This is a genomic window from Oryzobacter telluris (assembly GCF_043099285.1).
GTDB classification, from domain to species: domain Bacteria; phylum Actinomycetota; class Actinomycetes; order Actinomycetales; family Dermatophilaceae; genus Oryzobacter; species Oryzobacter telluris.
The window spans coordinates 1,481,653-1,502,958 of sequence record NZ_CP170723.1; the positions used below are offsets into that span (position 1 = coordinate 1,481,653).

The 21,306-nt window shown below is 72.3% G+C and carries 16 protein-coding genes; 12 read left to right on the forward strand and 4 right to left on the reverse strand.

What is annotated here, in order from left to right; genetic code table 11:
* Positions 1-49: 49 nt before the first annotated feature.
* Together ACFLFB_RS06740 and ACFLFB_RS06745 are read right to left on the reverse strand one after the other, a co-directional pair.
* Positions 50-790, reverse strand: coding sequence for a response regulator transcription factor (locus ACFLFB_RS06740; protein ID WP_392544943.1), 741 nt, complete (start codon positions 788-790; stop codon positions 50-52).
* Between the two features lie 205 nt (positions 791-995).
* Complete coding sequence (locus ACFLFB_RS06745; RefSeq protein ID WP_392544944.1) at positions 996-1,421, reverse strand: hypothetical protein; 426 nt, start codon at positions 1,419-1,421, stop codon at positions 996-998.
* A 563-nt stretch (positions 1,422-1,984) separates the two neighbouring features.
* On the opposite strand from ACFLFB_RS06745, the gene ACFLFB_RS06750 reads away from it, so the two are divergent.
* The 9 genes from ACFLFB_RS06750 (at position 1,985) to ACFLFB_RS06790 (ending at position 12,016) form a co-directional block, all read left to right on the forward strand.
* Positions 1,985-3,049 carry a hypothetical protein gene (locus ACFLFB_RS06750; RefSeq protein WP_392544945.1) on the forward strand — a complete coding sequence of 355 codons (1,065 nt, stop codon included), beginning with the start codon at positions 1,985-1,987 and terminating at the stop codon, positions 3,047-3,049.
* Positions 3,050-3,102: 53 nt separating this feature from the next.
* Positions 3,103-4,224, forward strand: coding sequence for a peptide chain release factor 2 (gene prfB / locus ACFLFB_RS06755; protein WP_392544946.1), 1,122 nt, complete (start codon positions 3,103-3,105; stop codon positions 4,222-4,224).
* A 3-nt stretch (positions 4,225-4,227) separates the two neighbouring features.
* On the forward strand, positions 4,228-4,737 hold the full coding sequence (locus ACFLFB_RS06760) for a TY-Chap domain-containing protein (protein ID WP_392544947.1): 510 nt from the start codon (positions 4,228-4,230) through the stop codon (positions 4,735-4,737).
* A gap of 456 nt (positions 4,738-5,193) precedes the next feature.
* Positions 5,194-6,219, forward strand: coding sequence for a tannase/feruloyl esterase family alpha/beta hydrolase (locus tag ACFLFB_RS06765; RefSeq protein ID WP_392544948.1), 1,026 nt, complete (start codon positions 5,194-5,196; stop codon positions 6,217-6,219).
* A 175-nt stretch (positions 6,220-6,394) separates the two neighbouring features.
* On the forward strand, positions 6,395-7,090 hold the full coding sequence (gene ftsE / locus ACFLFB_RS06770; RefSeq protein WP_392544949.1) for a cell division ATP-binding protein FtsE: 696 nt from the start codon (positions 6,395-6,397) through the stop codon (positions 7,088-7,090).
* A 3-nt stretch (positions 7,091-7,093) separates the two neighbouring features.
* A complete protein-coding gene (gene ftsX / locus ACFLFB_RS06775) occupies positions 7,094-7,999 on the forward strand; it encodes a permease-like cell division protein FtsX (RefSeq protein WP_392544950.1) in 906 nt (301 codons plus the stop codon).
* 102 nt (positions 8,000-8,101) lie between these two features.
* Positions 8,102-9,457 carry a peptidoglycan DD-metalloendopeptidase family protein gene (locus tag ACFLFB_RS06780; protein ID WP_392544951.1) on the forward strand — a complete coding sequence of 452 codons (1,356 nt, stop codon included), beginning with the start codon at positions 8,102-8,104 and terminating at the stop codon, positions 9,455-9,457.
* A gap of 60 nt (positions 9,458-9,517) precedes the next feature.
* Entirely contained in the window at positions 9,518-9,997 is a 480-nt protein-coding gene (gene smpB, locus ACFLFB_RS06785; protein ID WP_392544952.1) for an SsrA-binding protein SmpB, read from the forward strand.
* Positions 9,998-10,030: 33 nt separating this feature from the next.
* The gene (locus tag ACFLFB_RS06790; protein ID WP_392544953.1) at positions 10,031-12,016 is read left to right on the forward strand and encodes a DUF2207 domain-containing protein; all 1,986 of its coding nucleotides are present in this window, start codon (positions 10,031-10,033) and stop codon (positions 12,014-12,016) included.
* Between the two features lie 114 nt (positions 12,017-12,130).
* On the opposite strand, the gene ACFLFB_RS06795 is transcribed toward ACFLFB_RS06790, so the two are convergent.
* Positions 12,131-12,304: a CsbD family protein gene (locus ACFLFB_RS06795; RefSeq protein ID WP_392544954.1), complete on the reverse strand. Its 174-nt coding sequence runs from the start codon at positions 12,302-12,304 to the stop codon at positions 12,131-12,133.
* Positions 12,305-12,423: 119 nt separating this feature from the next.
* Positions 12,424-15,801 (reverse strand): pyruvate carboxylase, encoded by a 3,378-nt coding sequence (locus tag ACFLFB_RS06800; RefSeq protein WP_392544955.1) that lies wholly within the window; start codon positions 15,799-15,801, stop codon positions 12,424-12,426.
* A gap of 292 nt (positions 15,802-16,093) precedes the next feature.
* Here ACFLFB_RS06800 and ACFLFB_RS06805 point away from each other — a divergent pair, with 292 nt between their 5' ends.
* The 3 genes from ACFLFB_RS06805 to ACFLFB_RS06815 are packed head-to-tail and all read left to right on the forward strand — an operon-like array spanning position 16,094 to position 21,118.
* Positions 16,094-17,746 carry an amino acid permease gene (locus tag ACFLFB_RS06805; protein ID WP_392544956.1) on the forward strand — a complete coding sequence of 551 codons (1,653 nt, stop codon included), beginning with the start codon at positions 16,094-16,096 and terminating at the stop codon, positions 17,744-17,746.
* Position 17,747: 1 nt separating this feature from the next.
* Positions 17,748-18,647, forward strand: coding sequence for a phosphotransferase (locus ACFLFB_RS06810; RefSeq protein ID WP_392544957.1), 900 nt, complete (start codon positions 17,748-17,750; stop codon positions 18,645-18,647).
* The gene (locus ACFLFB_RS06815) at positions 18,644-21,118 is read left to right on the forward strand and encodes an FAD-dependent oxidoreductase (protein ID WP_392544958.1); all 2,475 of its coding nucleotides are present in this window, start codon (positions 18,644-18,646) and stop codon (positions 21,116-21,118) included. The genes ACFLFB_RS06810 and ACFLFB_RS06815 overlap by 4 nt, the downstream gene beginning before the upstream one ends.
* Positions 21,119-21,306: the final 188 nt, after the last annotated feature.

Here is a 21,306-nt window from a genome sequence, read left to right on the forward strand (position 1 = left end):
TTCCGGCGTCGTCGCGCCCCTCCGCCCGAACCCCGGGTGGAGGGGCGCCTCACGTCGCGGGTGGCCGGGCCCGGTGGCCCCGGGGCGGGATGAGGCCGAGGTCGTAGGCGGCCAGGACGGCCGAGAGTCGGTCGCCGACGCCGAGCTTGGCGTAGACGTGACCGAGGTGGACCTCGACCGTTCGCGGCGACGCGCCCAGCTCGCGCCCGATCCTCGAGCAGGTGTGGCCCCGGGAGAGCAGGACGAGCACCTCGGTCTCGCGGGCGGTCAGGGTGGGGCGCTCCTCGGGGTGGGGGAGCGGTCGCAGCCCGGCGATGGCCACCACGTCGGCGACCACGGGCTGGATGGTCGCCAGGCTGTGCAGGTGGGCGTCGGTGAAGTCCTCACCCCGCCGCGCGAACATGGCGATGACGAAGTCCGGGCCGCCCACGAGGGGGAGCGTGCACACCTGGTCGACGTCGCACACCCGCACGCACCCCGCCCGCTGGTACGACGCGGCCCAGCCGGCGGCACCGAACGCCCGGGCCGCCGAGCGAGGCGTGAGGTCGCCCTCGGCCACGGGGTCGAGGAGCGGGTCGCTGGCGCCGATCTGCTGCAGCTCGCGCGAGACCTCCTGCTCCGAGCCCGGCGGCAGCCGTCGCCCCGTGACGCGCACGCGGGTGTGGGTGGGGTCGGCCTGCAGCACCAGGCCCAGCTCGGCCTCGACGAGGTCGCAGACGAGGTCCAGCATCGAGTCGACCCGAGCGCCCACCCCGTCGCTCCGAGCCATCCGCGCGACCAGGTCGGTCACGAGCCTCAGCGTCGGGTCCACCTGCCCCATCCGCGAACGGTAGGGCGTTTCGCAGGGCCCTGACCAGCAGACTCACCCGCCGGTCGCGCCGCCCCTCTCAGGCTTTTCCCAAGTGGCGTGGGGAAAGGTGGTGGGCCGGGGCGGTGAGACACCGGCCGCGGCCCCCCTGCGGGTCCGCGGCAGGCACCCCCCCGGATCCTCCCCGTCAGCACTCGTGGGCGTCGGCCGCCTCGATCCAGGTCATGACCATCTCGTCGGCCAGGGTCGACCCCGCGCCGAAGTACTCCAGGCCCTTGCCGTTCGCGCCGTTGGGGTTCGCGCTGCCCCCGGTGCCCTTGGGGTCGCCGATCGTCATCCGCTCGAAGATCTTGATGCCGACCGGCATCCGTCCGGCGCGCAGGGCGTCGTAGCCGGCGTCGACCGCGCCCTGGCACTGCGCGTGGTAGCCCACGATCTCCGCCGCGCCGGCCTCGGCGCTGAAGACGAGCCAGCCGTCCGACGCCGGGGCGTTGAGGCTGTACATCGGGACGTAGCAGTGGTGGGCCAGTGCCGGGGCCGCACCGAGGGCGAGCGCGCCCGTCGCCGCGACGCCCACGAACAGCCCTCGGCGGGCTCTCGATCCGATGCTCATGCGGGGGCTCCTCTCACGTGGTGGGTGGCTGGTCAGCCATCCGCACATGGAACCGGGCGGGCGACCTCCCGGGCAGTGAGGAGTTCCCCGTATGGCGCGACGCCCGGTGTGTGGCGTCCGATGCTCCTGACCAGCAGGTTCCGCTGAGAACGGGCCGGCGGCGAGGGCTGGCGCCCGGACGGCCTCAGGAGGACCGTGGTGTCGTCACACGGGAGGAGAGGGGACGGGAATGGCAGCCGAGGACCCCGGCGCGACCCCACGGCACGGAGGGACCGCGAAGGACCCCGAACCCCCTGGGGCCCCGACGGCCGCAGAGAGAGCGTCCGGCGTGACCCGCGTGCACGACGACGTGGTGTGGGAGTGGCTCCCCGGCGCCGACGCCTGGACGCGGCTGTGGGGAGTGCCTCCGGCCCCGGTGAAGGAGCCCGAGCCCGACCCGGCACCCCAGACACCGCCGAGCGTCCCGACGAGGGTGCGAGCACCCGCGCGGGTGCCGGCCATCGATGCCGCCACTGCGCGCGCCCGGTCGCTCCTCGCCCGGGCCCAGCCGACGGAGCGTCGCCGTGGCCGATGAGGACAAGGTCGAGACCGCCGCCGTCAACGAGCTCCTCGACCCGGTGATCGGCTCGTGGGACGAGGGCATCGCGCGGATCCGCAACGGGGCCCGGTGGATCCTCGTCGTCATCGGCGCGGGTGCCGCGTTCATCTTCGGCACGGGGACACTCGGCAAGCGGCCCGAGCTGTCGTGGTCGGCCAACACCGGTCAGCTCGTGGTGGCGCTCGCGTGCGCCCTCGTCGCCGTGCTGCTCCTGGGCCTCGTCGTGCGGGAGGTGGCCCGGGTCTTCACCCCCGAGGTCGTGGCCCTCGAGGATCTCGAGGCGACCGCCGAGTTCGCGGGCCGCGAGCTCGACTACTTCGGACCGCGGGCGCTGCCGGGCGTCCCGGCAGCCACCCACCTGCGCTTCGCGGAGCGGGCCGTCGTCGACCTCGAGCACGCACTCTCCAGACCCCCCTTCCTCGGTACGGAGGACGATCCGGACCCGGACGGCCTCCGTGCCGGGGTCGAGGCGGCGCTGCGGGAGGCACGCCAACGGCTCGTCGAGTACCAAGCCGGCGCAGCGGCGCTGCTCGGCCTGGCCCGCTACCGCCGCATCGAGACCAAGCGCAGCGTGCGAGCCATCACCTGGTGGGCGGCCGGGGGTGCGCTCGCCCTGGGGATCGTCTACCAGCTGGTGCTCTCGACCCCGGCGGCGGAGGACACGGACGCGGCGGCGGGCGGGGGCGCGGCATCGCCCGGCTCTGGACTGGTTGCCCTGGTCCTCGACGACAAGGCCGCAGGAGCCCCCGAGGTCTGGAAGGCGGTGGGACTCAAGGATTGCGCGCCCACGCGGCCCGTCGAGGGGGTCACCGGCACGGTGGCGCTCGTCGAGCTGGTGTCCGGGTCGGGAACGGCCGAGTCGCCGTGGACCATCCGCACGCTGCCCGAGACCTCGGGGGCGACCTGTCGGCGCATCGAGGTCGTCCTGCCACACGGGGTCGCCACGACGGTGACGCCCGTGCCGGTCGAGGTCACGGTGACGGTCCCGACGCCCACGGTGACGTGGCGCATCGGGGGCGGCGGCTCCTAGGTGCGAGCGGTGGCGGACCGGGCACGGCGCGGGCTCACGTAGGCTTGACCCTCGTGGCCACCGACTTCTCCCAGGAGATCAAGGACCTCCGCACGACCATGTCGTCCGTGCGTGAGGTGACCGACCTCGCCAAGCTCGAGGCGACCATCGCCGACTTCGAGAAGCAGGCGTCCGACCCCAACCTCTGGGACGACCAGGAGAAGGCGCAGGTCGTCACCTCCGGGCTGTCCCGGGCCAAGGCCGAGCACGACCGCGTCACCGGCATGGACGCGAAGATCGACGACCTCGAGGCCCTGGTCGAGATGGGCCAGGAGGAGAACGACGCCGAGACCCTCCAGGAGGCCGAGAAGGAGCTCGTCGCCGTGCGCAAGGCCGTCGGTGAGCTCGAGGTCCGCACCCTGCTCTCCGGCGAGTACGACGAGCGCGCCGCCGTGGTGACGATCCGCGCGGGCGCCGGCGGCGTCGACGCCGCCGACTTCGCCGAGATGCTCATGCGCATGTACCTGCGCTGGGCCGAGCGCCACGGCTACCCCGTCAAGGTCCTCGACACCTCCTACGCCGAGGAGGCGGGCCTGAAGTCGGCCACCTTCGAGGTCGACGTGCCCTACGCCTACGGCAACCTCAGCGTCGAGGGCGGCACCCACCGCCTCGTGCGGATCAGCCCGTTCGACAACCAGGGCCGCCGCCAGACCAGCTTCGCCGCCGTGGAGGTCGTGCCGCTCATCGAGCAGACCGACACCATCGAGATCCCCGAGAACGACCTGAAGATCGACGTCTTCCGCTCCAGCGGCCCCGGCGGCCAGTCGGTGAACACCACCGACTCCGCCGTGCGCATGACCCACCTGCCCACCGGCACCGTGGTGTCGATGCAGAACGAGAAGAGCCAGATCCAGAACCGCGCCGCGGCCCTGCGCGTCATGCAGTCGCGCCTGCTCCTGCTCAAGAAGGCCGAGGAGGCCGCCGAGCGCAAGGAGCTCGCCGGCGACGTCAAGGCCAGCTGGGGCGAGCAGATGCGCTCGTACGTCCTGCACCCGTACCAGATGGTCAAGGACCTGCGCACCGAGCACGAGGTCGGCAACACCTCGGGCGTGTTCGACGGCGACATCGACGCCTTCATGGAGGCCGGCATCCGGTGGCGCATCGCGCAGGACAAGGCCGCCGCCGCGGGGGAGTGACCGGTGTCCGCTGACCCCGCGCCCGACCACGCGAGCGCCGACTGGGCGAGCTGGTCGCGCGACCTCGAGCAGGCCCTCCTCGGCCTCGGGGACGGCGAGTCCCTCACCGTCACCGCGCCCGGGTCCGCCTCGCGCCCGAGCCTGCTGAGGAAGGCGCGGCTGCGCGGGTTCGTGCCCGCCAAGCACGAGCAGGTCGCCCCCTGGGTGCGGCTGACCCGCCGCGAGGAGCACCTGCGCGGGTTCTGCATCGGGTCGCAGGCCTCCGGTGGGCGCTTCCCCCTGTCGGACGCGGAGCGCGCCGCCCTGACCGACCTCGGCTGGCACGAGCCGCACCAGTTCGAGGGCGAGCACCTCGTGCGCTGGTGGCCCGACGACGTCCCGAACGGCCCCTTCCTCCCCGATGACGACCTTCGCCGCGCCGTGGCGATGGTGGTCGCGACCTTCCGCGGCGTCCTCGCCCCGCCGACCGAGGACCACCCCGCTCCGGCGCTCCCCACCGTCACCAGCGACTGACGGCCGCGGGGACCACTGCGGACCGGCGTCCGGTGTGGTCGACGCACATTGATGCAGGTGGGAGGCCCGCACGAGGCTGACCCGCATGTCGATGACGATGGCGCAGCGCCGCGCCGCCCGAGCCCTGACGTCCCTCGCCCTCACCGGGGCCGTCGTGGCGGGAACGCTGGCCACGGCCGCACCCGCCACGGCCGACAAGCCGGGCGCCGGCCACTGCGCCCGCATCGACAAGGTCAGGGTCACGGGTGCCGAGCACGTGGAGGTCGCCTGCCTCGACGACCTCACGACGACCGGCACGGCGAAGAGCGGGCACACCAACCCGGCCGACTGGAACGGCCTCCACGCCCCCGCAGCCGGACGCCGAGCGGTGTCCCCGGCATCCAGGTCGACGGCTACTTCCCGGACGCCTCGACCTCGAACACCAACCACGGCTGGAACCACGACAGCCAGTTCGTCATGCGGATCCCCGACGCGTGGAACGGCGAGGTCGTCATCAGCGGGGCGCCCGGCGTGCGGGCGCAGTACGCCAACGACCTCGTCATCGGCGACTGGGTGCTGGCCCAGGGCTACGCCTTCGCGTCCACCGACAAGGGCAACGTCGGCGCGAGCTTCTGGGACGACGGCTCGACGCCCGGCGGCTCGATCCGCGAGTGGCACCGCCGCGTCACCGAGCTCGCCGTCGCCACGAAGGACACGGTGACCCGCGTGCGCGCCGAGCGGCCGCACCGCACCTACATGGCCGGCATCTCCAACGGTGGCTACCTCACCCGGTGGCAGCTCGAGAACCGTCCCGACCTCTACGACGGCGGCCTCGACTGGGAGGGCACCCTCTTCCGCGCCGACGGCCCCAACCTCCTCACCTCCCTCCCCACGGCGCTCAAGGAGTACCCGAGGTACGCCGCGACGGGCGACCAGCAGGCCCACGACGCGATGATCGCGGCCGGCTTCGCGACCGGGTCGGAGTTTCTCTGGCCCTTCCACCACCAGGTCTACTGGGACGCCACCCAGCGCTGGTACCGCGAGGAGCTCGACCCGGGCTACGACGGCGACCTGAAGGCCGGCATCCCGTTCTGCGCCAGCGGCACCCCCACCTGCGACGCCGACTACGACTACGCCTCCCGCCCGCAGTCGGTGAAGGACGCGGTGCGCTCCGTCGAGCTGACCGGTCGCATCGGCAAGCCCCTGGTCACCATCCACGGCGACCTCGACACCCTCCTGCCGATCGGCACCGACTCCGACGTGTACGACCGGCTCGTCGACGGCGCCGGCTCGGGCGACCTGCACCGCTACTACCGGGTCGAGGGCGGCACCCACACCGACGGCCTCTACGCCGCCTTCCCCGACCGGCTGCGTCCGCTGCTGCCCTGCGCCCGCACCGGCTTCGACCTCCTGACCGCCTGGGTGGAGGACGGCACGCCGCCGCGTGCCGACCGCACCGTCCCGCGTCCGGAGGGCGACGTGCTCGACACCTGCGCGCTCTGACCGAACGGCCCGCAGGGGTCGGCCGAGCGGACCGACCCGCTCCCGAGACCCGCCGAAGGTCCGTGACCTGACCACCTCGGGCAGGTCGGCGACCTATCCTCGACGCGAAGGCGATCCCCGTCGGGGTGTCGCCGCACCCCTGCCGCCGACCACCCGTGAGGGCCCCCAGACGCCCATGATCCGCTTCGAGAACGTCACCAAGGTCTACCCCCGGGCGACCCGTCCTGCCGTCGACGGCGTCAGCGTCTCGATCGAGCGCGGCGAGTTCATGTTCGTCGTCGGTCCGTCGGGGTCGGGCAAGTCCACGATGCTGCGCCTCGCCCTGCGCGAGGAGGCGGCCAGCGAGGGCACCGTCCTCGTCGCCGGTCACGACCTCGGGAAGATGCCGATGCGCCAGGTACCGCGGCTGCGGCGCGAGATGGGCGCGGTGTTCCAGGACTTCCGCCTGCTGCCGAACAAGACGGTCCACGAGAACGTCGCCTACGCCCTGCAGGTCATCGGCAAGCCGGGGCACATGATCCGCCAGCTCGTCCCCGAGACCCTGGAGATGGTCGGCCTCGGCGGCAAGGAGAAGCGCTTCCCGCACCAGCTCTCCGGTGGTGAGCAGCAGCGCGTCGCCATCGCCCGCGCCGTGGTCAACCGCCCCCAGATCCTCCTGTGCGACGAGCCCACGGGAAACCTCGACCGCGCCATCAGCCTCGACATCGTGCGCCTGCTCGAGCGGATCAACCGCACCGGCACCACGATCGTCATGGCCACGCACGACCACGACATCGTCAACGACCTGCGCCGCCGCGTCCTGCAGCTGGAGGACGGCAAGGTCGTCCGCGACCAGGAGGACGCCACCTACCACCACGCCACGGAGGCCTGACCCGTGCAGCCCCGCTTCCTGTTCTCCGAGGTCGGCTCCGGCCTGCGTCGCAACATCTCGATGGCCCTGTCGGTCGTCCTGGTGACGATGGTCTCGATGTTCCTGCTCGGCCTGGGCCTGCTCGCCCAGCGCCAGGCCGACACGATGAAGGGCTACTGGTACGACCGCATCCAGGTCTCGATCTACCTGTGCACGGCCAACTCCCGCCAGCCCAACTGCGAGGACACCGCTGCCACCAACGAGCAGCGCGACGCCATCCAGCGCCAGCTCGAGGCCCTGCCCGAGGTCAAGCAGGTCTTCTACGAGTCCGAGCAGGACGCCTTCGACCGCTTCCGCGAGCAGTTCCGCAACAGCCCGATCAGCGGCAACGTCCAGCTCGGCGACATCCCGCAGAGCCTGCGCGTCCAGCTCGACGACCCCACGAAGTTCCAGGTCGTCACCGACCAGTTCGAGGGAGCGCCCGGTGTCGCGGCGGTGCAGGACCAGGAGAAGGTCCTGTCGAAGTTCTTCGCGATCATCAACTACATCACCATCTTCGCGGTGATCCTCGCCGGCCTGATGGCGGCCTGTGCCGCACTGCTGATGGCGACGACGATCCGCCAGGCGGCCTTCATCAGGCGCCGCGAGATCGGCATCATGCGGCTCGTCGGGGCCTCGAACTGGACCATCAGGATGCCGTTCATCGCCGAGATGGTCATCGTCTCGGCCGCGGGGGTCGGGCTGGCCGTCGGGCTGCTCGTCGCCCTCACCCAGTACGTCTTCAACGAGGGCTTCATCAAGCTCGCGCTCAGCCAGGCGTTCATCGGCACCTCCGACGTCTGGGTCATCGCGCCCTGGATGTTCGCCGGCGTGCTCTCGATCGCGGTGATGACCAGCCTGGTCACGCTGCGCCGCTACCTGCGGGTCTGATGCCGTGGGCGCGCGGGTGGAGCGACCGTTCGGCGCGCGAGGGACACCGATTTCGCCCGTCGAGTACCCGAACTCGTGTGAAACGTGTTACCAATGGTGATCATGGGACGACCTGACCGTGCACCCCTGCGCGCCTCTCGCCGGGCGATCGCCCTCGGGACCTCGCTGCTGTGCGCCGCTGCCCTGGCGACCACCTCGGCGCAGGCCGTCTCCACCGGGTCCGACCCGGGCAAGGAGAAGCGCAAGGTCGACGCCCAGGTCGACCAGCTCAAGGACAAGCTCGACGACACCAGCTCGGACCTCGCCGACGCCTACGCGGCCCTGCAGCGCACGAAGAAGCAGCTGCCCGGCGTCCAGGCCGCCCTCGCCAAGGCGCAGAGCACCGCCGCCGCCGCAGACCGCGCCAACGCCGTCGCCGCCCAGGAGCTCGAGGCGGCCGTCGCCAGCGAGAAGAAGGCGCAGGCCCAGCTGACCAAGACGACGACCGAGGTCACCGAGAGCCGCACCCGCGTCGCCCAGTTCGCCGCGCAGATCTACCAGGAGCAGGGCTTCGGCCAGCTGGACATGGCGCTCACCAGCTCGGACCCGCAGCAGTTCGCGGACCGGATCGCCCTCGTCGACACCGTCATGGACGTCCAGAGCGAGGCGATGGAGCGGCTCGCCAGCGAGCGGGCCAGCCTCACCGCCCTCGAGGACCACCTCTCCGCCCTGCGCGCCGACTCCGCCGCCAAGAAGAAGCAGGCCGAGGCCGCCCTCGCCAAGGCGAAGAAGGCCCGCGACGCCGCGGCCGCCGCCAAGGCCCAGATGGACGCCCTCGCCGCCCGCCAGGCCGCGCAGGCCCGCACGGTCGCCGACAAGCTCGCCCGCGACAAGGCCCGCCTCAGCCAGATGCAGTCCGAGCAGGCCCGGCTGAAGAAGATCCTCGTCAAGCGCGCGGCCCAGGCCCGCGCCCGCGCCGAGGCGGCCCGCAAGAAGGCCGCCGCCGAGCGCAAGCGCCGCAACCAGAGCAGCCACTCCCGCCCCAGCACGGGCGGTTCGGGCGGCGGCTCGTCCTCCGGCAGCGGCAAGGGCTACCTCAGCCGGCCCAGCAACGGACGCGTCAGCTCCGAGTTCGGCATGCGCTTCCACCCGATCTACCACTACTGGAAGCTGCACTCGGGGCGCGACTACGCCGCCCCCTGCGGCTCTCCGGTCCGTGCGGCCGCCAGCGGCGACATCATCAGCGCCGGCGACGGCGGCGGCTACGGCAACCGCGTCGTCATCGACCACGGCCTGGTCTCCGGCGAGAGCCTGGCGACGACGTACAACCACCTGCAGAGCATCAGGCAGTGGGGCGGGCACGTCTCGCGCGGCGAGGTCATCGGCTACGAGGGCAGCACCGGCACCTCGACGGGCTGCCACCTGCACTTCGAGACGCTGGAGAACGGCGACTTCGTCGACCCGCGGAAGTGGCTCTGACCCACCCCGTTCGTCGATACCCGATGGGGTCGGCGCGTGCGGGCGGGTAGCCTCCTCCTCGTGGCCAAGGAGACCGGACGAAAGCTCGTCGCGAGCAACCGCAAGGCCCGTCACGACTACCTCATCGAGGACACGTACGAGGCGGGCCTGGTCCTCATGGGCACCGAGGTCAAGGCGCTGCGCATGGGACGGGCCTCGCTCGTCGACGGCTGGGCCGGGTTCGACCGCGACGACGAGCTCTGGCTCGAGGGCGTGCACATCCCCGAGTACGCCAACGGCACCTGGACGAACCACACCCCGCGGCGGCGGCGCAAGATGCTGCTCCACCGCCGGGAGCTCGACAAGCTGCTCCAGGCCACCCGCGAGACGGGCCACACGCTCGTGCCGCTCAGCCTGTACTTCAAGGACGGCCGGGCCAAGGTCGAGATCGCCGTGGCCAAGGGCAAGAAGAACTACGACAAGCGCCACGCCCTGCGCGAGCGCCAGGACACCCGCGAGGCCGCCCGCGCCATCGCCGCCCGTCGTCGCGGCGAGGACTGAGTGCGCCGCGGGGGTGAGGGCCGGCTGACGGTCGTGGGGCCCACGCTGCGGCTGCTCTCCTGCCTGCTCGTCGTGGTCGTCGCGCTCCTCGTCGTGCCGCTCGCGCTGGCCTCCCCGCCCGCAGCCGGTGTACGTGCCGCCGACCCGGCCCCCGCCCTGGCCGCGTGGACCACCGGCCCCGCCGAGGTCGCCGCCGCGCTGCCGGCGGAGGAGCAGGCCGACCGCCTGTCCACGGCCTTCGACGTGGAGGCCGACGGCTCGGTCGTCGTCACGGAGACGATCCGCTGGCGCTTCCCCGACGGCGAGGAGCGCCACGGCATCCTGCGCAACGTCAAGGTGCGCGCCGGGTACCAGGACAGCGAGACGCAGTACCGGTACTACGAGCTCTCCGAGGTCACCGTCACCTCACCGTCGGGCGCACCCACGGACATCGCCATCTCCGACTTCGGGGCCTTCCGCCAGATCCGCGTCGGCAGCCCGTCCGAGACGATCCGCGGCACCGCCGACTACGTCGTGCGCTACCGCCTGGGCCACGTGGTCAACGACATCGGCGACGGCACCGCCGAGTTCTACTACAACGTCGTCGACCCCTCGAACGGCTTCCCGCAGCGCCAGGTCTCCGCCACGGTCACCGGCCCCGTCGCCTCCACCCGCGCCGCGTGCTTCTACGGTGAGCTCGGCTCCACCACGCCGTGCGAGGCGACCGCGGGCGACACCGCGCAGTTCACCGTCCCCGACCTCGCCGCGGAGGAGGGGGCCAGCGTCCTCACGTCGTACCCGAGCGACGCCTTCGACGACCTCACCCCTGACCTGCGCCAGGGGAGCTCGGACGCCGACGGGGGCAGCAGCCTCAGCCCCGGCCGAGCGCGGGCCCTCGGCTGGCTGGCGATCGGCACCGGCGGCCTCCTGCCCCTGCTCGCCGGCTCCCTCATGGGCCTGCTCGTGTGGAACCGCGGCCGTGACGAGCAGTTCGCAGGGCTCACGCCCGGCCTGACGCCCGGCGTCGGCCAGGACGCACCGGTCGTCGTCGGCGGCCCGACCCCCACGGTCGCGGTGCAGTTCACGCCGCCGGCAGGCGTCCAGCCGGGGATGGTCGGCACGATCGTCGACGAGGAGGCCAACCTCGTCGACGTCACCGCGACCATCGTCGACCTCGCCGTGCGGGGCTTCCTGCGCATCGCCCGCGACGACCAGGGCGTCTTCCGCGCCGACGACTGGGTCCTCACCCGCACCTCGCCCCCCGCCGGCGCCACGGCCCTCGCGCCCTACGAGCAGACCCTCCTCGACTCGCTCTTCGCCGCCGGCGACCAGGTCGCCCTGTCGCAGCTGAAGAACAAGTTCAAGCCGACCCTCGACGCCGTCCAGCGCCTCATGTACGAGGAGGTCGTGCAGCGCGGCTGGTTCCGCCGCAGCCCCGAGCGCCAGCGCTCGGTGTGGGTCGGCCTGGGCACCCTCATGGCTGCGGGCGCGGTCTTCTTCGCCTTCTTCGTCGGTGGCGGGCTGTCCAGCGTGTTCAGCGACGCGAACTTCCCGCTCTCACCGGTGTGGGTCCTCGCCGCGGGCATCGGCGCCGCGGGGCTCATCGTGCGCTCCCTCGGCAAGCGGATGGCGGCGCGCACCGCGGTGGGCTCGGCCGTCCTCTCCCAGAGCAAGGGTTTCGAGCGCTACCTCGCCACGGCCGAGGCCAACCAGATCCGCTGGGAGGAGGCACAGGACCTCTTCTCGCGCTTCCTGCCCTACGCCATCGTCTTCGGCTTGGCCGACCGGTGGGCCGGTGTCTTCGAGGAGGTCGCGGCGGCGGCCGCCGCGGCCGGCCACGTCGTCGCCAGCCCCACCTGGTACGTGGGCGACTGGGGCTCGGGCGGCTTCTCCGACGTCGCCTCGAGCATGGACTCCTTCTCCACGGTGGCCGCCGGGACCTTCGTGTCCACGCCGGGCTCCTCCGGCTCCAGCGGGTTCAGCGGCGGGGGCGGCTTCTCCGGCGGTGGCGGGGGCGGGTCCTCGGGCGGCAGCTGGTAGCTCGGCCGGCCCGTCCCTCGCGGCCTCGTCGGCGCCCCGACGACGAACGGGCCGCCCCGCGAGTGCGGAGCGGCCCGTCCGGACCGGGGCAGGGATTCCCGGTCCTCTCGGTGGTCAGTTGCGGAAGGCGTCCTTGACCTTCTCGCCGGCCTGCTTGAGGTCGGCCTCGGACTGCTCGACCTGGCCCTCGGCCTCGAGGCGCTCGTTGTCGGTCGCCTTCCCCGTGGCCTCCTTGCCCTTGCCGACCAGGTCGTCCTTCGCGTTCTCGATCTTGTCGCCGATTCCCATGTCGATCTCCTCACTCGTGGTGGAGCACCGAGCCACTTCTCGACCGGATGCGGATCCCTCCACGGTAGGCACGCCACGGCCCCGGTGGGGGTTTGGGAACGCGCCGATCGGGGCGCAGGTCAGGACACGACGAGGATGAGGTCGCCGCCCTCCATCTGCTGGTGGCCGTTGATGGCGAGGCGCTCGACCGTGCCCCCGACCGGGCTGGTGATGTTGGCCTCCATCTTCATCGCCTCGATCGTCGCGACGACGGCGCCGGCCTCGACGGTGGCCCCCTCCTCGACGGTGGGGGTGACGACGCCCGCGAACGGTGCCGGAACGTGGCCGCTGTTCTTGGGGTCGGCCTTCTCGGCGGCCTTGACGTCGGCGGACACCGAGCGGTCGCGGACCTGGATCGGGCGGAACTGGCCGTTGAGGGTGCACATGACCGTGCGCAGGCCCTGCCGGTCGGCGTCGCCGATGGAGGTGATGCCGAGGAGCAGCCGCTTGCCGGCCTCGATCTCGGCCTCGTACTCGCTGCCCTTCTCGAGCCCGTGGAGGAACTCGATGGTCCCGAGCACCGACAGGTCGCCGTAGCGCTCGCGGCTGTCCTCGAACTCGGAGGTCGGGCCGGGGAAGAGCAGCTGGTTGAGGGTGCGGCGCGGGTCGGTGCGCAGCGCCTCCTCCTGCTCGGGGGTGAGCTCGGTGGTGCGCGGCCTGGGCTGGCGACCCTGGAGGGCCTTGGTGCGGAACGGCTCGGGCCACCCGCCGGGCGGGTCGCCGAGCTCGCCGCCGAGGAAGCCGATCACCGAGTCGGGGATGTCGTACTTCGTGGGGTTCTCCTCGAAGTCGGCCGGGTCGGCGCCCGCCCCGACGAGGGCGAGGGCGAGGTCACCGACGACCTTCGACGACGGGGTGACCTTGACGATGTTGCCGAGGATGCCGTTGGCCGCGGCGTACATGTCCTCGATGTCCTCGAACCGGTCGCCCATGCCGAGCGCGATGGCCTGCTGGCGCAGGTTCGACAGCTGCCCGCCGGGGATCTCGTGGAAGTACACGCGACCCGTGGGGGAGGCCAGGCCCGACTCGAAGGGCTTGTAGAGCTGGCGCACGGCCTCCCAGTACGGCTCGAGGGAGAACACCTTGTCGATGTCGAGGCCGGTGGGGCGCGCGGTGCCGTCGGTGGCGGCGACGAGGGCCGACAGGCTCGGCTGGCTCGTGGTGCCGGCCATCGAGGAGCACGCGGCGTCGACGGCGTCGACCCCGGCGTCGATGGCGGCGAGGAGGGTGCCGATCTGGCCGCCCGCGGTGTCGTGCGTGTGCAGGTGCACCGGGAGGTCGAAGTTCTCGCGCAGCGCCGTGACGAGCGTCGTCGCAGCGGGGGCGCGCAGCAGCCCGGCCATGTCCTTGATGGCGAGGACGTGGGCGCCGGTGCCGACGATCTCCTCGGCCAGGCGCAGGTAGTAGTCGAGCGTGTAGAGCTTCTCGTTCGGGTCGAGGAGGTTGCCGGTGTAGCAGAGGGCGACCTCGGCCACGGCGGTCCCCGTGGACAGCACGGCATCGACCGCGGGGCGCATCTGCGAGACGTCGTTGAGCGAGTCGAAGATGCGGAAGATGTCGAGCCCGGTGCGCGCGGCCTCCTCGACGAAGACGTCGGTGACCTTCGTCGGGTACGGCGTGTAGCCCACGGTGTTGCGGCCGCGGAGCAGCATCTGGAGCGGGATGTTCGGCATGGCCTCCCGCAGCAGGGCGAGCCGCTCCCACGGGTCCTCGGACAGGAAGCGGAGCGCGACGTCGTAGGTGGCGCCGCCCCACGCCTCCATCGAGAGCAGCTCGGGGGTGAGCCGCGAGACGTGGCCGGCGACGTGGAGCAGGTCGCGGGTGCGCATCCGGGTGGCCAGCAGGCTCTGGTGCGCGTCGCGGAAGGTCGTGTCGGTGACCGCGACGTCGGTGCGCTCGCGCAGCCGGCGGGCGAACTCGGCCGGTCCGACGCGCAGGAGCAGGTCGCGGCTGCCGGGGGGCACCGGCGCGTCGCGGTCGATGACCGGCAGCTTGGTGCGCGGCTTGATGTGGGTGGTGGCCGCGCCGTGCGGCTGGTTGACCGTGACGTCGGCGAGGTAGGTGAGCAGCCGGCTGCCGCGGTCGCCGCCCATGCGGGCCTGGAGCAGCTCGGGGCGCTCGTCGATGAAGCTCGTCGTGGCCTCGCCGCGCTGGAACACCGGGTCGGCGAGCACCGCCTCGAGGAACGGGATGTTCGTGGAGACGCCGCGGATACGGAACTCCGCCAACGCCCTTCGCGCTCGACGCACGGCCATGGGGAAGGTCCGGCCGCGACAGGTGAGCTTGACGAGCATCGAGTCGAAGTGCGGGCTGACCTGGGCGCCGACGAACACGGTGCCGCCGTCGAGGCGCACGCCGCCACCGCCGGCCGAGCGGTACACGGTGATCTGCCCGGCATCGGGACGGAAGCCGTTGGACGGGTCCTCGGTGGTGATGCGGCACTGCAGCGCCGCCCCGCGCAGCTGGATGTCGTCCTGCGACATCCCGAGGTCATCGAAGGTCTCGCCGGCGGCGATGCGCATCTGGGACACCACGAGGTCGATGTCGGTGACCTCCTCGGTGACGGTGTGCTCCACCTGGATCCGCGGGTTCATCTCGATGAAGACGTAGCGGCCGTCCTCGCCGAGGAGGAACTCGACGGTGCCGGCGTTGACGTAGCCGATCGACTCGGCGAAGCGCACGGCGTCGGCGCACATGCTGGCCCGGGTGTCGGGGTCGAGGTTCGGCGCCGGCGCGATCTCGATGACCTTCTGGTGGCGCCGCTGGAGCGAGCAGTCGCGCTCGAAGAGGTGGAGCACCGTGCCGGTCGCGTCGGCGAGGACCTGGACCTCGATGTGCCGCGGGTTGACCACGGCCTGCTCGAGGTAGAGCGTCGGGTCGCCGAAGGCGGCGTCGGCCTCGCGCTGGGCGGCCTCGAGGGAGTCGCGCAGGGTGGAGGCGTCGTCGACGCGCCGCATGCCGCGCCCCCCGCCACCGGAGACGGCCTTGACGAAGACCGGGTAGCCGATGCCCTCGGCCGCCGCGGCGAGCTCGTCGAGGTCGGTGGTCGGGGGAGCGCTCTCGAGGGTGGGCAGCCCGGCCTCGCGGGCCGCCTGGATGGCGCGGGCCTTGTTGCCGGCCAGGTGCAGGGCCGAGGGCGGAGGCCCGATGAAGGTGATGCCGTTGGCGGCGCAGGCCTCGGCGAGGTCGGGGTTCTCCGACATGAACCCGTAGCCGGGGTAGATGGCGTCGGCGCCGCACTCGACGGCCACGCGCACGATGTCGGCGTGGTCGAGGTAGGCCCGCACCGGGTGGCCGGGCTCGCCGATCTCGTAGGACTCGTCGGCCTTGAGGCGGTGCTCGGAGGTGCGGTCCTCGTGCGGGAAGACGGCCACGGTCTTCGCGCCCAGCTCGGTCGCGGCGCGGAAGGCGCGCACGGCGATCTCCCCACGGTTGGCGACGAGGATCTTGGAGAACACGGGTGAACCTCCCGGTCGGGGTGGGTGCGATCTCCGGCCGCGGCCGGTCCGGTCAGCCTAGTGAGGCGGTGCGGTCGGCGGTCCCGACCGTCCTCAGTGCGGGACGCCGGGCCCGACCCGTGGCCCCCGGCGCCGCTGCCTTCGGAATCGGTGGCGGCAGAGGCAGACGCGCGCGGGAACCGTCAATGGGGCAAGGCCATACCATTTCCGGCCGGTTGGCCCTAGCATCGCCCTCGTCGCACCTGAATTGACGCCGGTCTCGTCGGCCGGCCGGACCCCATGGGAGCAAACCGTGGCAGTGCACCTGAACGACGACGAGCGCATGCTCGCCGAGCTCGGCTACAAGCAGGAGCTCAACCGCACCTGGTCGAGCTTCTCGAACTTCGCCATCTCCTTCTCGATCATCTCGATCCTCGCCGGGTGCTTCACGACCTTCGGCCAGGCGTGGAACAACGGCGGGCCCATCGCGATCTCCATCGGGTGGCCGCTCATCTCGGTCTTCATCCTCATCATCGGGTTCTGCATGTCCGAGCTCGTGTCGGCGTACCCGACCTCGGGCGGCATCTACTGGTGGGCCAGCAAGCTCGGCGGCGCCAAGGTCGGCTACTACACCGGCTGGCTCAACCTCATCGGGCTGCTCGCCATCGACGCCTCGGTCGCCTACGGCGCCGCGACGTTCTTCGACCTGTCGTTCAGCACGATGAGCGAGTCGTGGGCGGCGGGCTACTCGCTGACCCGCGTGTTCGTCATGTTCCTCGTCGTCCTGCTCATCACCGCCCTGATCAACATCTTCGGCGGCCACCTCCTCGCGCTGCTCAACAACATCTCGGTGTGGTGGCACGTCATCGGCGCGGCGATCGTCATCCTCATCCTCGTGTTCCTCCCCGAGAAGCACATGAGCGTCGCCGACGTCTTCACGATGCGGGTCAACAACAGCGGCGGGCTGGCGGGCGGTGAGGACAGCGGCTTCGGCTTCTGGTTCTACGTGCTGCCACTCGGCTTCCTGCTGACCCAGTACACGATCACCGGCTTCGACGCCTCGGCCCACCTCTCCGAGGAGACCCAGGGTGCCGCCGACGGTGCGGCCAAGGGCATCTGGCGCTCGATCTTCTACTCGGCCATCGGCGGCTGGTTCCTCCTGCTCGCCTTCCTCTTCGCGGTCCAGGACCCCGAGGCGGTCACGGCGGGCGGTGGCGGCGTCGCCGTCATCTTCAACCAGGCGCTGTCGTCGGGCTGGGCCGGGACGGTGCTGCTCATCGCGAGCATCGCCCAGGTGTTCTGCACCGCGGCCTGCATGACGTCCACGAGCCGGATGCTCTTCGCGTTCAGCCGCGACGGGGCCGTCCCCGGCTCGTCCAGGTGGGCGAGCCTGAACAGCCGCAAGGTCCCGGCGAACGCCGTCATCGTGTCGTCGGTCATCGCGGCCGTCATCACCCTGCCGGCGCTGGTCGAGGTCAACCTCGGCACGGCGGACGCCCCGCTCATCGTGCCGGTGGCCTTCTACGCGGTGGTCTCGGTCGGCGTCATCGGCCTCTACACGGCCTTCGCCATCCCGATCTACCTGCGCTGGAGGATGGGCGACGCCTTCCCCCAGGGCAAGTGGAACCTGGGCACCAAGTGGAAGTGGATGGCGCCCGTCGCGGTGGCGGAGATCGCCATCATCTCGGTGTACTTCATCCTCCCCTTCACCCCGGCGGCCAACCCGTTCCACGACACCTTCGAGTGGAAGTACGTCAACTACGCGCCGATCCTCATGGGTGGCACGCTGCTGGCGCTGTGGATCGGCTGGCACCTGTCGGCCAAGAAGTGGTTCACCGGTCCGAAGACGACGGTCGACCTCCCCGCAGGGGTGTCGGGCGCCGACGAGATCGCGATGGAGCACCACGGCAGGACCGCTCACGGCGGGGCCGAGCACGACTGGAAGCCGGGCGACCCGACCTCCTGACGTGCAGCCGGACCTCGAGCAGCTGCTCGACGACCTCCCCGTCCTCACCGGGCAGGGGCGACGCGTGTCGCCCCTGCCCGGTGGGCTGACCAACCACAACTACCGGGTCCGCACCGACGGCGGGCTCGACGTCGTGGTGCGGGTCTCTTCCCCGGAGACCGGGCTGCTCGGCGTCGACCGCGAGGTCGAGCACGCGAACACCCTGGCGGCCGCGGCGTCCGGGGTGGGCGCGCCGGTGGTCGACCACCTGCCGGGGCGGGGCGTCCTCGTCGTCGGCTTCCTGCCCGGGCGCACGTGGGAGGACGCCGACGTGGCGGCGAACCTGCCGCGGTTCGCGGCGGCGCTGCGCCGGCTGCACGCCGGGCCACCGTTCGTCGGCCGGTTCGACATGCTCGCCATCCGCCGTCGCTACCTCGAGGTCGTGCGGGAGCGCGGCTTCCGCCTGCCGGAGGGCTACCTCGACCTCGAGCCGCGCCTCGACGGCCTCGAGCGGGTGCTGGGGCTCGCGCCCGAGCCACTCGTGCCGTGCCACAACGACCTGCTCGCGGCCAACGTCCTCGACGACGGCGGCGACCTGCGGATCGTCGACTACGAGTACTCGGGGATGAACGAGCCCTCCTTCGAGCTCGGCAACGCCGCGGCGGAGGCGAAGCTGGGCCCCGACGCCCTCGCCGAGCTGTGCGAGGCGTACCACGGGCGGCACGACGACGCCCTCGTGGCGCGGGCCGAGCTGTGGGGGTGGGCCGCCCGGTACGGCTGGGTCCTGTGGGGGATGATCCAGGAGGGCGCGAGCAGCATCGAGTACGACTTCTGGGGATGGGCGATGGAGAAGTGGGAGCCGGCGCAGGAGCTCGCCGCGAGCCCCCGCTTCGACGACCTCCTCGCCCGGGCGGCCCGGTGACCGCGGACCTGCCGGCCCGGGCCCGGGTCGTCGTCATCGGGGGAGGGGCGGTCGGGACCTCGACCGCGTACCACCTGGCCCACCTCGGCTGGACCGACGTCCTCCTCCTCGAGCAGGGCACCCTGTCGTGCGGGACCACGTGGCACGCCGCCGGGCTCGTCGGGCTGCTGCGCGCCAGCGAGAGCGGCACCCGGCTCGTGCAGTACTCCGCCGAGCTCTACGCCCGGCTCGAGGCCGAGACGGGGCTGGGCACCGGGTACAAGCAGTGCGGCGGGCTCATCGTGGCGCGCACTCCCGAGCGGATGACGGCCCTGCAGCGCACCGCGGCCAACGCCGCCGCCTACGATCTCGACTGCGAGCTGCTCACCCCCGCGCAGGCCGGTGAGCGCTACCCGCACCTGCGCACCGACGACCTCACCGGCGCCATCTGGCTGCCCGGCGACGGCACGGCCAACCCCACGGACCTCACCCAGTCCCTGGCGAAGGGCGCTCGTCAGCTCGGCGTCACCGTGCGGGAACGGGTGCGGGTCACCGGGTTCGACGTCGTCGCCGATGCCGCGGCGCCGGGTGGGCAGCGGGTGCGGGGAGTTCGGACGGATGCCGGGGACGTCGAGTGCGACGTCGTCGTGGCCTGCGCCGGGCAGTGGACCAAGGCCCTGGCCGCGATGGCCGGGGTCGGCGTCCCGCTCCACTCGGCCGAGCACTTCTACGTCGTCACCGACCAGGTCGAGGGCGTGCACCGCGACCTGCCGATCCTGCGCGACCCCGACGGCTGGACCTACTACAAGGAGGAGGTCGGCGGGCTCGTCGTCGGCGGCTTCGAGCCCGAGGCCAAGCCGTGGGTCGCCCCCGAGGCGATCCCGTACCCGTTCGAGTTCCAGCTCCTCGACGAGGACTGGGAGCACTTCTCGGTCCTCATGGAGAGCGCCCTGCACCGCCTTCCCGTCCTCGAGCGCACGGGGATCCGGAAGTTCTACAACGGCCCGGAGAGCTTCACCCCGGACAACCAGTTCGTCATGGGGGAGTCGCCCGACGTCGCGGGGTTCTTCGTCGGTGCGGGCTTCAACTCGGTGGGGATCGCGTCGGCCGGGGGCGCCGGACGGGCGCTGGCGCAGTGGGTCGTGGCGGGGGAGCCCCAGGAGGACCTCGCGCTCGTCGACATCCGGCGGTTCGCGCCGTTCCACGCGAGCACGCCGTGGCTGCGCGAGCGGGTGTCGGAGGTGCTGGGCCTGCACTACGCCGTGCCGTGGCCCAACCGCGAGCTGGAGTCGGCGCGGCCGTTCCGGTGCTCGCCCGTGCACGACCGGCTGGAGGCCGCGGGGGCGTGGTTCGGGTCGAAGATGGGCTGGGAGCGGCCCAGCTACATCGCCCCTGGTGGCGTGGCCGCCGCTGACCGGGGCGCGGACTACGCCTGGGGACACCAGAACTGGCACCCCTGGGTCGACGAGGAGCAGCGCGCCACCCGCGAGGCCGTGGCCCTGTTCGACCAGACCAGCTTCGGCAAGCTGCGCATCCACGGGCCCGACGCCCTCGCCCTCCTCCAGAGGGTGTGCACCGCCGACGTCGACCGGCCGGTCGGGTCCGCCGTCTACACCGGGATGCTCAACCGGCGGGGCGGCTACGAGGCCGACGTCACGGTCACGCGCACCGGTGCCGCCGACTTCCTCCTCGTGACCAGCGCCGGGTCGCCGGTGCGCGACGCCGACTGGCTGCGCCGCCACAGCGACCCCGCGTGGCGGGTGGAGGTCGAGGACGTCACCACCGCGTGGGCCGTGCTCGGGGTGCAGGGCCCGCGCTCGCGCACCCTCCTCTCCCGACTGACCACGGCCGACCTCGAGGACGCCGCGTTCCCCTTCGCGACGAGCCGTGAGCTCGACCTCGGGGTGGCGCGGGTGCGCGCCACCCGGATGACGTACGTGGGCGAGCTCGGGTGGGAGCTGTACGTGCCGACCGAGCTGGCCACCGGGGTGTGGGACCGGCTGCGCGACGCCGGCGACGACCTCGGGCTGCGGCTCGGCGGGTACTACGCCATCAACGCGCTGCGCCTCGACCAGGGCTACCGGGCGTGGGGCGCCGAGCTGGGCCCGGACCGCAACCCGCTCGAGGTGGGCCTGACCTTCACGTGCAAGCTGGGCACCGCCATCGACTTCGTCGGGAGGCAGGCGGTGGAGGCGGTGCGGGCCACGGGTCCGGGCCGCCGCCTCGTCTCGGTCGTCGCCGACGACCCGGCCGCCGTCCTCTGGGGTGGCGAGCTGCTGCGCCGCGAGGGCGTCCCGGTCGGTCAGGTGACGAGCGCCGCGCGCAGCGCGACCTTCGGACGGGCCGTGGGCCTGGCCTGGGTGTGGGAGCCGTCGGGCGGGCCGGTGCCGCGCGACGTCGTCGACCGCCCCGGCTGGACCGTCGACGTGGCCGGCGAGCCCGTCACCGTCGGCGTCTCCCTGCGCCCGCCGCGCCCCGCCCCCACCTCCTGACGCCCTCCCGCGCCTCTCCTGCCTCCCCTCCATCGCCCCCTCCAACGCGTGCTACCGCCTGGTACGCGGGGTGATCACCCCACGTACCAGGCGGTAGCACGCGACTCAGGGCGGGGGAGCGCCGGGGGAAGTGGGTGCGAAGGGGAATCCGTTTGGGTGGGTTGCGCGTTGACGGCATACTGGCGGGT

Excerpts from the sequence above, each read along its gene's own strand:
- ACFLFB_RS06745 (WP_392544944.1), bottom strand. The coding sequence starts at position 1,421 with ATGAGCATCGGATCGAGAGCCCGCCGAGGGCTGTTCGTGGGCGTCGCG.
- ACFLFB_RS06765 (WP_392544948.1), top strand. The coding sequence starts at position 5,194 with ATGCGGATCCCCGACGCGTGGAACGGCGAGGTCGTCATCAGCGGGGCG.
- ftsE (WP_392544949.1), top strand. The coding sequence starts at position 6,395 with ATGATCCGCTTCGAGAACGTCACCAAGGTCTACCCCCGGGCGACCCGT.
- ACFLFB_RS06780 (WP_392544951.1), top strand. The coding sequence starts at position 8,102 with ATGGGACGACCTGACCGTGCACCCCTGCGCGCCTCTCGCCGGGCGATC.
- ACFLFB_RS06795 (WP_392544954.1), bottom strand. The coding sequence starts at position 12,304 with ATGGGAATCGGCGACAAGATCGAGAACGCGAAGGACGACCTGGTCGGC.